Raw genomic sequence first — 14,899 nt, 5'->3', positions numbered from 1 at the left:
TCATCTACACAATATATTTCACGTCATTATCCCACGTTTATCGACTCAGAGCCTTTACTGTTATGACTGCTAAAGGCTTATTCTCCAGCTATTTTTCTAAATTTACTGCCATTTTTCTATCTTTCATTACGTGATGACATGCCATTTCACTAGATGCAACATGCTGCATTTGTTTCTATATTAAAGAAAGTATCTAGCTTTATTTTCAATAATGATACCTATAAAGTATTGCCCTTTATTTCTGACAACAAGTTAGCCATGACGATAAAAACTCTAACAGCAACACTCCTTCTATGCTCAACATTGACAGCTTGTTCGGTAATGAATCAGCAAGAATGTGAGACCGCAAATTGGAATGCACTAGGTTATGTTGATGGTTCACAAGGTGCTGCACCATCACAATTTAATGAACGTAGTTCAGCTTGCTCTGAATACAATGTACGCGCTGACTTTGCTCAGTATCAAACAGGTTATCAGAAAGGCTTAATCAGCTACTGTACCGAAAGCCACGGCTTTTTCGTTGGCTCAAATGGCAATAGCTATCAAGGGGTTTGTCCACAAAAAACCGCAGCAGCCTTTTTAAAAGGCTACAACCGAGGACAAGAACTCCACCATATGAAAGAACGCGTAGAAAATGCTGAACGTGATTTACGAATGGAGCAATATGACGTAGATCACCAAAAAGAAAGGTTAAACGATTTAAAAAACAGTCTAATTTACGACAATCTGTCTTCTCGTGAACGCCGTGAAAAGTTAGATGAAATTGATGAAATCAATAACAAACCTAACGATATTAAAAGAAAACAACACGAGCTCAACAAACTAAGACAAGAACTCAATAAACTGCAAGAAAAGCTCAATAAGCAGTACTAACAAGTCAACTTAGAACAACCTGTCAAGCGTGGCTAAACGCTCATATGGCAGGTTGTGCTATTTATAGCACTCACCATCGCCTAGCAAAAAACGGCACTCTCCTATCTGCTAAACACCAAATATAGCTAACGACAGATCACACGTTCTGCTAATGCAACACAATTCCTTCTACGCCATTCAATACCAACAATTTCTTCCTATGTTAGATGCCTAAATAAGCAGACAAATGCGAGGTTCGTTTTTTAACCATATTTTCCCAATATATCGATATTTTTATTAAATTTATTTATATGACGTAAGTGATGTATTTAATCGATACAAAAAAACAAAAAAATTTAGTGCGAAAAATAAACACTGACTTTTTAAAAATCGACTTTTAAAATATTCACCGATTTTTTATTAAAAAAAATAATACCTAATAAAACCGTAGTTATTAATCAAATAAATATATCTTTTTAGATGTTAAATATTGCAAAGTTTCATTTTGAAAAAAATTATGCATTTTAAATACCTCTTTTTTAAAATCTATTTTAGTTGTTGATATTCAATATTTTTAATTAAATTCCAATAGTAAAAATCTGCCGTTATCACAAATAAAAAACATAGCTCAAAAAGATGAATCGAACAGCATCCATTTAAATGACGCATAAAAAGTCAGGTTTTATATACAAAATTAAAATGAATTAAATTATTTACAGAACTTTTCTTAATCCCTACGATGCGTCAAAAAAATGACGACTGTACTGTTAACTATCCAATAACGTGCAATACCCGCAATCGTCATACAAAAAGCGTGGGCAGCTCAACAGCCACGTTTATAAAAAAAGAGCCAGATTCGGCATATAACAATAATTACGCCGAACTGGCTTCTTTATAATAATTAATAAGCTCAATAAGAAATTTCATGCAATTAAAAAGACGTCAATTCATAAAGTCAGGTTTATTTGGTACAGCAGGTTTATTTTTAAGTTCACCTGTTTCTGCTCTCCCTAATTTTTCAATGTCAGAAGACTCAAATGCAATTACTGTTTCATTCTGTGGTACCAGCTGTACCCGTGATGAAGGTGAAGTAACACGTAGTGATAGTGATAAAAATATTTATCTTCCATCAACCGGTTATATCCCAGTACGCATCATTAAAGAACTAGATGGATTCGGTAAAAGTGTACGCGGTGTAGGACAAAACGATTGGGGTACGCAAAACTCAAACTATAGCCGCCTCATGGTGAATGGTCCGTTAAAGGCTCCATCGGGTTTACTGTCAGATATTAGTAGCTACATTTCAGGCGACCAAAAATCGATGGTAGAAGCAGCGAAAGGCAGTTCAATGCCTGCACTTGCTCTTCATGGAGCAAACATTGCTGCTGCAAGTAAAGCCGATACGATTAACCTTATTGGCCACAGCCGTGGTGCTTGTGAAGCTATTATCGCGGCATGGTTCTTATATGCTTATGGCGATGAAAAGGTGCGTAACACACCCGTTAATATCTTTGCTATCGAACCTGTACCTGGACCAGGAGAATGGTACGGCTTGCTCACTCAGCTACCACCAAATGTTGTAAATTATGTCGGTGTGTATGCATGGGATATGTGTAACAACGTCCAATCATACGATCACACTTTCCAAGCCGTTGTTCCTCGTCCAAATGGTCGCATGCGTGGTGAAAGCAACGAAATTACACTTCATGAACAATCTTGGTCAAACTGGATTAAACGTGAACATGGCTGGAGTGTACTGGCGGACGATGCACAACAAAAAGATCCATTAGCACCAGATGATAAAGCTGCTCAACCACAAGGTTACGAGCTTTACGCTTGCCGTGGTCGACATGGCACTGTAGCAGGTAACACAACCTCTGATGGCGCTTATGATCCGAAAAAAGACAGTGCTAACGTTGCGCCTGTGTGTGAACTTATTTACAAAATGGCTCGCGGTTATTTAACCCAATGGGGCTCTAATTTCTCAGTGCCTTGTGCTGTTGAAGAAGACGTTCTTGCATTACGTAAACATATTCATATGTTCCACCGTGAATTTGATTACATGGGTGGCGGTCCAACACGTAACAGCCAATTACCTAATCGCCCATATGTACGTCGTATTTCATCAATCAGCGGCTACAACCCAATGAACTCATATTACATGGAAGATGTTGTCGGTAACCCACCTTATAAGCTGATTTACCCAGTGACGTCAGAACGTCAAGGTAAAGGCTGGGTGGATTGGAAGTTCTTATAAGCTATACCGCAACTCAGACCACTATAAAAATTGAAAATATTAGAGAAGTACTATGAGCAAAATTGATGCTGTAAAAAACGAACTAGTGAAAAACGATCTATTTTTTCACGATAGTGACAACAACTATGTTCGTTTGCTAGATACCCCAAATGTATGGGGCTTACCTTTTGGTCCTGAAATCATGCCACGCGCTTACGAGCGTCAGGCTGAATTTGAACGTGCTGTGGTTGAGATCATCCAAAAAGCCCGTTACCGCTGTGATCTATCATCACTAAACTGTCCAGATCCAGACTGGGGTAAGCCAATTTTGGGTGCGATTGATACCGCGCTATCAACAAAAATGGGACGTACAGAGCCAACGCAGTTCCGCTTCCTGTTTGGTCAAACACCACTTTACCCAATCTATAAACCTGAAAACTTGGTTGATTTCCAAGATGCTTTAAAGCGCCTTGTTGAAGAGCGTTCTAAATATTGGGAGGTTATGCCTGAATTTATCGTTGGTCGTTTTTACGAACGTGTTGCAGGTACTGAGCAATCACTACAGAAGAAGTTCCTACCGCCTGAACTTGTATCAAGCTATGGTACAAAGATGACATGGAACCACTCAAAAATCATTGCCGTTGACGGTATAGAATCACTGTCTGGTGGTCATAACTTGAATATGGACTTATTCAGAAGTTACCCACCTGTTCACGATGTATCAGCGGTATATCATGGCGATGTAAGTTATGGCTCTCAACTGTACTTAAACAAGATGTGGGTGGCTGATACCTTCTTATTAACGAAGGAATCCTTTGACCTTGACACCATGACGTGGGTAAATCGTGATTCAGAACCTGACTTCCCATCAGATCCATTAGATAACGATGATGTACTTGATTACATGCGTGATCAGCAAGACAAGCTGCTACAAGTACATGAAACTCAAACACAACCAGGTATTGATCCTAAGATCCCAAGCTTAGATCCATTACCACCTGTCTTTGCGATTAAAGATTTTGACCTGCGCTCTGTCTCTGATCTCAATACACCCGTGTTTGAAGATCGTATTGTTTACAACAGTTATGAGCAGTTAGAAAAATACAAAAATGCCAGCCGTACCCTAACCGTAGGTAAATACTGGACAGGCCCTAACCGCAGCACCGACTTCAAAATTGGCTCTGAGCTAATGAAGAAGAATTTGATCTTAAACGCTAAGAAAGTGCTTCGTATGTCACAACAAGACATTATCAGCGCATGGAAGAAAGACTGGCGCGATCACTCGGTTGCTCAATGGATCATTGAAGCACTGCTAAAAAATAAAGAGCTTGAAGTGCAATTAGTGGTTTCGCCTCTTGATGCTGGTGCTGGTGCATTAGGTGATCAGTACTCATTTGGCTCAGGTGCTGTACGTACCTATGGTTTATTAGAGTATTACATGACGCACGATGTTGATACTGATGAACTATTTGATGATAGTGACGGTCAACGTGCCGAAGCACTAACACGACTGTATGTTGCACCATTTACTTTCACAGATAAAATCCCAGACGGTGACTTTATTGAAGGTGAAACTTACAAGTGGCCAAAACTACCGCCAGAAGGTCGTACTGCAACCCTAAAACAAAAATCATTAGCGGAAGAGCCGCCACATAACGGCATTATTGGTCACCCATTCTATGCAACGATTAACGCCAGCGGTTACTTCTATGATCGAGTGGGTAGTGCTCCGGGCAACCATGCCAAAATTATGATTGTTGATGATGAAGTGTGCATTGTAGGTTCAGATAACCTTTACCCAGGCAACCTTTCAGAATTCAATAACTTAATGGAAGGTGATTTTGTGGATGAACTATTAACAGAGTACTGGAACCACTTATGGAAATACTCATCTCCACACGCTTATAACGGTAATAAATAATTCAACCAAAGTGGTCAGTTTAACTGGCCACTTGTTTTATCTCTTGTCTTATCTCCCCCAACCATATTAATTAAGAAGGAATTTAATCTAATATGAAAATTCCCACCGAATACCTGAAAAGTAAGATAAGAAAACATAAGAATTATCGTAGAATATCAGAGAAGCAAATTTTTACCTTAGCATTAATTATAACTCTCTCCTTTTTAAACACTTCTATCACCCACTACTTATCTATCAGTGTAGATACAAAAAAAGTATTACATATTGAAGATATAGAATTGATCAATCTTTATATTATCAATACTGACACAATCTTTATCATCATTCGTTACTTAATATTAAAAATCACATATAAAGAATTTAATTATCACTTATTTGTTTTATTTGTGATTCAAATCTTTTTCACCCTAGCAAATATGTATTTGATAACTTAATTTTAAAAGCCATCATTTTTAATTAATAACCAAGCATAAACGATAACCTCTACTAAAAAAGAAGATCTACAGTGACGATGAATAAGCACTGTTAGGTAAAAAAGCACCACCTTCATCAAACCTTCATCAAACCCTCATCAAACCCTCATCAAACCCTCATCAAACCCTCATCAATATATTGATATCGGTCTACCCCTCGTTAATAAGTTCAATAACATAATCAAAAATATTAATTTATTTCATGTAGACGATGAATGTCTATTCATTATCTATTCTACTTTTTATTGGGTTTTAGTTTCGATCTAATTACTTATTCCAAGTAAATATTTTGATACGAGTAGAATAAAAGTCACGCTGCACATCATGTCTACGTATAAAACATAAAATAAAAAAGGCTAAATGCAATGCACTTAGCCTTAATCTTTTTATTTAGAATGTCACTATGGCATATTCTATAACCGTTTAATTATTAATGATGATTAGTGAAAACATCATGGTTAAACAGCTGAGTAACGATTTCTGATGTCGAGGTTCCCAAATCGTGATACACCTCAGTAATATTTTTAAGTTCTACTTGGTGTTTATCATCAAAAGTAATTGTCACATCTTTACCTTCAACATTCGCTGATGAAACATGCTTAAGTAAATCATCAACAGAATTTTTAGAATTAAGAATCGATTCAACATCAATACTGTCACCCTTTTCAAAATCTTTAATAGTAGTAACAGTTTTATCATTCGTTGATAGTACATCAAGCTTGAAAATATCATTACCTTGGCCACCAAATAAAATATCTGAGCCAGAATCAGACACTAAAATATCGTTACCATTTTGCCCGAATAGCAAGTCATCACCAGTACCGCCAGTCAGAATATCATTATTACCGGAGCCGAATAAAATATCTTGGCCTTCATCACCAAACATCTTATCTGAACCATTACTTGAGTTATTACCTTCAGTCACTAATGTATCTTGGTGATTCATCACGAATTGATACACATCTTTGGTTGTTAATTTATCAACATCAACACCCTGATCTTTAGCTGCAACTGAAAATAATACCTCCTCTAACGTTACGCCACTCTTAATAAGATCTTCCATATGATGATACTTAGAACCGTATTGCTCCAATAACCATTGGTTATTCAATGTATCACCAACAATAAAATCATTACCCGCACCACCATGAATGGAGTCATTACCGCCAACAATTTTATCAAATGAGTTGTTTACCGCATCATCAAGATCTGCTGTATTAGTAGATATAATAACTTGGCTTTGACCGCTGTTATCAGCCTTATAATCTTGGCCAAGAGAGGCAATCTCATTCAAAGTATTATGTGCAATTGGTGTATTGTTAATAGTATCGCCAATCGCAACTGGTACGATCAATGGCTTATATTTATCGATACTTGCAGCAGTCTGGCTAATCACCCAATCTTTATTGAAGCTTTTACCATGTGTTTCAATAGTATCCATACCATCGGTTACGAAATACACGATATTTGATATATCACTACTATCATTATTAAATCCATTTAATGCAGCAACAAGAGACGTATCATAGTCTGTTTGACTATTAGGCCCTGTTAATGGATGCACACTAGTTAAATAATCAGCAATTGTTTGTCCATCTTTTGCTACTAATGTGTTCTTATCGAAGTCCCAATGAAATTCTTTAGTCGCATCAACTTGAGACGCAAAAGTAATTAATGAAAACTTAAAGTTACTCAATTGACTATGACTTAATTTCTCACCATAGTTTTCAACTATATGATTAATAGACTCTTTTGCACTATCGATACGAGGTGTGAATGTCACTTCTTTATAAAGATCATCAATTATTTGTTTCGAACCATCTGCAAATTCGAAAGTAAGTTTAGATTCATAAAATGCGCCACCCCAAACATTACCGTATTTACTAAGTAGTAAATCGTTAAGTTGAGTCATCGATGAAAAGTCAAACGTATGCGGCTCACCATTAACATCAGTTAATAACAATTTCCCTGATGTATAACCATTATTTAAATGAATGTTATTTGAACTAATCTCTTTCATGTCCATTGAACCAGAGATATCAAGCACTAGATTTACGCTTACATCTTTAGACTCAATATAAACATCACCAATCATTAAATCGTTATAACCAGTACCATGCAGATCATCGCCAGACGTACCACCAATGATTACCTCACCTAAGGTATCAAAATCCTTTTCATCGTTGGCAGAAGCACTATTACCATAGTTATCATTAATAGTAATATCGGCAGTAACATCACCACTAAATCCATCATTTTTATCAGGTTCAAACATCCCACCAGGAACATCAGTAACGTAGCCCAAATGACCATCATCCAATGTTATCACTTTGGTTTCTACTGTGTGTTCACCAATATGGATCTTAACCGTATCGCCTTCTTTCGCATCACCACCTACAGTACCAGTCACTTTAATCGGTGTATTTGTATCATGCTCTTTAGCTGTGATTGGTTCGCCACTATTAATGGTTTCAATCGTAATAGATACATCCAATTTTGCAGTACTGTATGAGTCTTCAGACTCCGCTGCTGCCGTATTGCCATAGCTATCTGAAATTGAAATCGATGCATGTACGTCTTTTACTGATGCGCCTGCTAAGGTTGATCCATCTACATCTAATGTCCACACTAGTTTTCCATTATGATCAGCAACCACTTTCGCAATACCAAGATCTTTGCCATCTAATGTCACTCGTACGCTATCACCGACTTTTGCATCACCACCAACAGTACCTTTAATAGCAACGGTTGATTTAGATTCCGTCGCGTTTAATACGTTATCACCAGCAATAGAGGTAATATCAACGGCCACATTCAACGTTTTCTCTTGGTAGGTTTGATTATCTGTCGCAGATGCCGTGTTACCAAAGGCATCTTTAATCGATACGCTCGCAGTAACATCATCTTTTGAGGCATTAGCCAATAAATGACCATCGATATCTGTCGCTGTCCACTCTAACTTGCCACCGTTATCTACCACTTTCGCTGTGCCGATTTCTTTACCATCGACCGTTAGTGTCACGGTATCACCCGCTTTCACATCACCACCGACAGTACCTGTGATAGAAACTTTCGCACCTTCTTTTGACTCATCTGCATTTAGCACGTTATCACCTGCTACAGCAGTGATATCTACTTGTGCTGACAATGTCTTTTCTTCATAGGTCTGGTTATCTGTCGCAGATGCGGTGTTACCAAAGGCATCTTTAATCGATACGCTCGCAGTAACATCATCTTTTGAGGCATTAGCCAATAAGTGACCATCGATATCTGTCGCTGTCCACTCTAACTTGCCACCGTTATCTACCACTTTCGCTGTGCCGATTTCTTTACCATCGACCGTTAGTGTCACGGTATCACCCGCTTTCACATCACCACCGACAGTACCTGTGATAGAAACTTTCGCACCTTCTTTTGACTCATCTGCATTTAGCACGTTATCACCTGCTACAGCAGTGATATCTACTTGTGCTGACAATGTCTTTTCTTCATAGGTCTGGTTATCTGTCGCAGATGCTGTGTTACCAAAGGCATCTTTAATAGAAACGCTCGCAGTAACATCATCTTTTGAGGCATTAGCCAATAAGTGGCCATCGATATCTGTCGCTGTCCACTCTAACTTGCCACCGTTATCTACCACTTTCGCTGTGCCGATTTCTTTACCATCGACCGTTAGTGTCACGGTATCACCCGCTTTCACATCACCACCGACAGTACCTGTGATAGAAACTTTCGCACCTTCTTTTGACTCATCTGCATTTAGCACGTTATCACCTGCTACAGCAGTGATATCTACTTGTGCTGACAATGTCTTTTCTTCATAGGTCTGGTTATCTGTCGCAGATGCTGTGTTACCAAAGGCATCTTTAATAGAAACGCTCGCAGTAACATCATCTTTTGAGGCATTAGCCAATAAGTGGCCATCGATATCTGTCGCTGTCCACTCTAACTTGCCACCGTTATCTACCACTTTCGCTGTGCCGATTTCTTTACCATCGACCGTTAGTGTCACGGTATCACCCGCTTTCACATCACCACCGACAGTACCTGTGATAGAAACTTTCGCACCTTCTTTTGACTCATCTGCATTTAGCACGTTATCACCTGCTACAGCAGTGATATCTACTTGTGCTGACAATGTCTTTTCTTCATAGGTCTGGTTATCTGTCGCAGATGCTGTGTTACCAAAGGCATCTTTAATAGAAACGCTCGCAGTAACATCATCTTTTGAGGCATTAGCCAATAAGTGGCCATCGATATCTGTCGCTGTCCACTCTAACTTGCCACCGTTATCTACCACTTTCGCTGTGCCGATTTCTTTACCATCAACCGTTAGTGTCACGGTATCACCCGCTTTCACATCACCACCGACAGTACCTGTGATAGAAACTTTCGCGCCTTCTTTTGACTCATCTGCATTTAGTACGTTATCAGTAGCAACATTATCAATCGTGATAGAAGCATCTAACGTTTTCACGCTATAGTCATGCTCGGCTGTTGCTGTCTCACTATTACCAGCACTATCTGTTGCGGTTACCTGAGCTGTGATGTGATCTTTTGATACATTTGCAAGTACAGAACCTTTAACATCAACAGTCCAGCCGAGTTTGCCATCTTGCTCAACTACTTTAGTTTTGTATTCGTGCCCATCAACATTGATAGTAACTTCATCGCCAGCTTTAACGCCACCGCCCACAGAGCCATGCAATGCAATGGTTTCTTTAGCTTCTTTCTCATTAATTACGTTATCAGCAGTTACGTTATCAATCGTGATAGATGCATCTAAGGTCTTAACACTGTAGTCATGTTCTGCGGTTGCAAAAGCACTATTACCTGCGTCATCTGATGTAAAAACTTCCGCTGTAATATGATCTTTAGGTGCATTAGCAAGCACTGAGCCATCAACATCAACACTCCAACCTAACTTACCATCTTGCTCAACCGCTTCCGTTCTATATTCATGACCATCGATAGTGATGATCACTTGATCTCCAGCTTTAACGCCACCGCCCACTGAACCATGTAGTGCAATGGTTTCTTTAGCTTCTTTCTCATTGATTACGTTATCAGCAGTTACGTTATCAATCGTAATTGACGCGCTTAAGCTTTTCACGCTGTAGTCATGCTCTGCTGTTGCTGTCTCACTATTACCAGCGCTATCTGTTGCGGTTACTTGGGCTGTAATGTGATCTTTTGACGCATTCGCAAGCACTGAACCTTCAACATCAACAGTCCAGCCGAGTTTGCCATCTTGCTCAACCACTTTAGTTTTGTATTCGTGCCCATCAACATTGATAGTAACTTCATCGCCAGCTTTAACGCCACCGCCCACAGAGCCATGAAGAGGAATAACCTCCTTCGATTCTTCATCGTTGATCACGTTATCACAGGTCACATCATCAATAGTGATGGATGCATCTAAGGTCTTAACACTGTAATCATGCTCAGCATTTGCAGTCGCACTGTTACCAGCACTATCCGTTGCAGTTACTTGGGCTGTAATGTGATCTTTTGACGCATTCGCAAGTACTGAACCTTCAACATCAACTGTCCAGCCTAGTTTGCCATCTTGCTCAACGACTTTAGTTTTGTATTCATGGCCATCAACATTGATAGTAACTTCATCACCCACTTTAACATCACCACCAACGGCACCATGAAGTGCGATGGTTTCTTTTGCTTCTTTTTCATTGACCACGTTATCTGCTGTGACGTTATCAATGGTGATTGATGCATTGATCTCGGTATCTACTGTGTATGGCTTGTCGTTAGTAGCAGTTGCTTCGTGACCTGCACCATCGTTCGTAGTCACTGACGCATGTACATCGTGACCTTTATTGTTCACCAATGCGCTGCCATCAACATCCACGGTCCATGTTTTATCAGCTGTTACTGTTGTGGTGTAGTGCTTATCACCAATCGTCACGGTAACCGTATCACCCGGCTGTACGTCTTTACCTACAACACCAGTGACTGGCACTTTGCCTTCTGATTCAGTTTTATTAACAACATCATCGCCAGCAATGGAGGTGATCTGAATACCAGCCTCAATTTGTACTACGTAATCTTCAACATCAGTTGCCGTTGCTTCGTGCGGAATACCGTAATCGGTAGTAACAGTCGCTGTCGCTTTATCAGCATGCAGGATGTCATCGCCAGTGACATTCACTGACCATGTTTTATCTGCAGTAACGGTAGTGTTGTACTCGTGACCATTCACTGTCACTACGACTTTATCACCGACTTGAACGTCATCACCCACTGTACCTGTGATAGGCAAGGTTTTCTCATGACCTTCTACTTGCGTGATGATGTTATCACCCGTGATTGGGTTGATAGTGATGCTCGCTTTAACATCGATACTGTAATCATGTGTCGTATCAGCCGTGACGCTATTACCGGCAGTATCCGTCGCTGTGACGCTTGCTGCGACTTTATCTGTCCCTGATTGCAGTAGCGTTTTACCGTCAACGTCTAACGACCACGTTAGCTTACCGTTATGATTTTCAACAGTGGCAGTGCCGAGTGTTTTACCATCAAGAGTAACAGTCACAATATCACCGGCTTTAACATCATCGCCCACAGTACCTGTGATGGTCTGTTTGCTATGCGATTCAGCCGCTGTCACCACATCATCTTGAGAGATCGAATCAATGGTGATTGATGCTTTTATCTCGGTATCTACGGTGTATGGCTTGTCGTTGGTGGCAGTGGCTTCGTGACCTGCATCATCGCTTGTAGTCACTGACGCATGTACATCGTGATCTTTATTATTTACAAGTGCGCTGCCATCAACATCCACGGTCCATGTTTTATCAGCTGTTACTGTGGTGGTGTAGTGCTTATCACCAATCGTTACGGTCACCGTATCACCTTCGTGAACGTCTTTACCTACCGTACCGGTGACTGGCACTTTACTGCTTGTTGATTCGGCTTTATTAACAACATCATCGCCAGCAATGGCGGTGATCTGAATACCTGCATCAATTTGTACTACGTAGTCTTCAACATCAGTGGCAGTGGCTTCGTGCGGAATACCGTAATCGGTAGTAACAGTCGCTGTCGCTTTATCTGCATGCAGGATGTCATCGCCAGTGACATTCACTGACCATGTTTTATCTGCAGTAACGGTAGTGTTGTACTCGTGACCATTCACTGTCACTACGACTTTATCACCGGCTTGAACGTCATCACCTACCGTACCTGTAATAGGCAAGGTTTTCTCATGACCTTCTGCTTGCGTGATGATGTCATCACCCGTGATTGGGTTGATAGTGATGCTCGCTTTAACATCGATACTGTAATCATGTGTCGTATCAGCCGTTACGCTATTACCAGCAGTATCTGTCGCTGTGACGCTTGCCGCGACTTTATCTGTCCCTGATTGCAGTAGCGTTTTACCGTCAACGTCTAACGACCACGTTAGCTTACCGTTATGATTTTCAACAGTGGCAGTGCCGAGTGTTTTACCATCAAGAGTAACAGTCACAATATCACCGGCTTTAACATCATCGCCCACAGTACCTGTGATGGTCTGTTTGCTATGCGATTCAGCCGCCGTCACCACATCATCTTGAGAGATCGAATCAATGGTGATTGATGCATTGATCTCGGTATCTACTGTGTACGGCTTGTCATCATTCGCTGTTGTACTATGACCTGCACCGTCATTTGCTGTAACAGAGGCATGCACATCGTGACCTTTATTGTTCACAAGAGCGCTGCCATCAACATCGACAGTCCACGTTTTATTTGGCGTTACTGTAGTGGTGTAAGTTTTATCACCAATCGTTACGGTGACTGTGTCACCCGGTTCTACATCCTTACCAACGGTACCCGTTACTGGTACTTTGCCTTCTGATTCAGTTTTATTAACAACGCCATCACCTGCAATAGAGGTGATCTTGATGCTTGCATCAATCTGAACATCATAATGCTCTGAAGCAGTTGCGGTTGCTTCGTGCGGAATACCGTAATCGGTAGTAACTGTCGCTGTCGCTTTATCTGCATGCAGGATGTCATCGCCAGTGACATTCACTGACCATGTTTTATCTGCAGTAACGGTAGTGTTGTACTCGTGACCATTGACCGTCACTACGACTTTATCACCAGCTTGAACGTCATCACCTACCGTACCTGTGATAGGCAAGGTTTTTTCATGACCTTCCGCTTGCGTGATGATGTTATCACCCGTGATTGGGTTGATAGTAATGCTCGCTTTTACATCGATACTGTAATCATGTGTGGTATCAGCAATAGCTGTGTTACCTACATCATCAGTAGTAGTAACACTTGCCGCGACTTTATCTGTCCCGGCTTGTAATAACGTTTTACCGTCAACGTCTAACGACCAAGTTAGCTTACCGTTGTGATTTTCAACAGTGGCAGTACCTAGTGTTTTACCATCAAGGGTAACAGTCACAATATCACCGGCTTTAACATCATCGCCCACAGTACCCGTGATGGTCTGTTTGCTATGAGATTCAGCCGCCGTCACCACATCATCTTGAGAAATAGAATCAATCACGATCGATGCTTTAATACCCTTGTGGGCTTCTTGACCGCTATAGTCTTCTGGGTATTTCACTGAGCTAGGTTGATATGCAGTATCAAAACCCGCTTTTGCCAGCATCTTGTCATTATCATAATCGATAGTAACAACACCCCAATTAGACGAGCTTTCATTACCCGCGGCTGTCGGCTGATGTACTTTGGTTGGATCTGCACCGTCTACAATCGCATCATGAATTTTTTGGACATCGCTATTAGATGCTGTTTTTTGCCCACTGATATTGTGACTATTTTCACTATCATGAATTGCACTGTGATTACGTGTAGAAAAGACATGTTCATAAGTGGTAGGTAAAGGAATATCTTGAACCAACTCGTACGATAATTCAGCAGGCGCTCCTGTTTTATCTATAGCAGAAATGCTTCCATTATCAGTAAGTACGATAATCGTTCCTGAATTAATATTCATACCAACATGAAGTGGAGCTAAACTTCCGTCGCCTTTGAGCATAAAGGCTTCACCACTTATATTTTGTAGAGTAATACTTTCTTTTAGATTTATAGCTTTCATTATATTTTTCTATCAAGGCAAGACTTTTTTAGTGACAGGAAAATAACATAAAAACACAAGACGTCAATTTTTTGGCGTACCACCATAAAAAGGCAACATTAGACAACGATAATGCGCAATTAATTATTAACAATATCTCAAAAAGAACAGCTGTATTATTTTAAATAATAAACAGTCAAATTTCTTAAATAACCATTTATTTTATAAAATGTAAGAATAAAACGATTTGAATTTTTAATTTAAAAAAAATAGAAAAATCGACTTCCATATAAAAAAGGAGAGTATGGAAAAAAATATGTTATTTATCAGAAAAATAGTCCGTTTTTTTTAAATAC

General features: G+C 39.9%; 4 protein-coding genes. 3 read left to right on the top strand and 1 reads right to left on the bottom strand.

The features are described 5' to 3' along the window. Positions 1 to 258 precede the first annotated feature (258 nt). The 3 genes from Q7657_RS01610 (at position 259) to Q7657_RS01600 (ending at position 5,009) form a co-directional block, all read left to right on the top strand. Positions 259 to 873, top strand: a complete 615-nt coding sequence (locus Q7657_RS01610; RefSeq protein ID WP_053987600.1) for a DUF2799 domain-containing protein — start codon at positions 259 to 261, stop codon at positions 871 to 873. Between the two features lie 904 nt (positions 874 to 1,777). After that, on the top strand, positions 1,778 to 3,109 hold the full coding sequence (locus tag Q7657_RS01605) for a Tat pathway signal protein (RefSeq protein ID WP_107166169.1): 1,332 nt from the start codon (positions 1,778 to 1,780) through the stop codon (positions 3,107 to 3,109). 52 nt (positions 3,110 to 3,161) lie between these two features. Continuing rightward, positions 3,162 to 5,009 (top strand): phospholipase D-like domain-containing protein, encoded by a 1,848-nt coding sequence (locus tag Q7657_RS01600; protein ID WP_107166170.1) that lies wholly within the window; start codon positions 3,162 to 3,164, stop codon positions 5,007 to 5,009. Between the two features lie 903 nt (positions 5,010 to 5,912). Here the strand turns inward: Q7657_RS01600 and Q7657_RS01595 are convergent. After that, positions 5,913 to 14,564, bottom strand: coding sequence for a retention module-containing protein (locus Q7657_RS01595; protein ID WP_498827203.1), 8,652 nt, complete (start codon positions 14,562 to 14,564; stop codon positions 5,913 to 5,915). Positions 14,565 to 14,899: the final 335 nt, after the last annotated feature.

Origin of the sequence: Candidatus Photobacterium acropomis, assembly GCF_030685555.1 — a bacterium.
GTDB classification, from domain to species: Bacteria; Pseudomonadota; Gammaproteobacteria; order Enterobacterales; family Vibrionaceae; genus Photobacterium; species Photobacterium lucens.
The sequence above is the reverse complement of the archived record's forward strand: the minus strand, read 5'-3'. Positions and strand labels throughout refer to the sequence as shown.

Coding starts and splice junctions, on each gene's coding strand:
- Q7657_RS01610 (WP_053987600.1), top strand. CDS start 259: ATGACGATAAAAACTCTAACAGCAACACTCCTTCTATGCTCAACATTG.
- Q7657_RS01605 (WP_107166169.1), top strand. CDS start 1,778: ATGCAATTAAAAAGACGTCAATTCATAAAGTCAGGTTTATTTGGTACA.
- Q7657_RS01600 (WP_107166170.1), top strand. CDS start 3,162: ATGAGCAAAATTGATGCTGTAAAAAACGAACTAGTGAAAAACGATCTA.
- Q7657_RS01595 (WP_498827203.1), bottom strand. CDS start 14,564: ATGAAAGCTATAAATCTAAAAGAAAGTATTACTCTACAAAATATAAGT.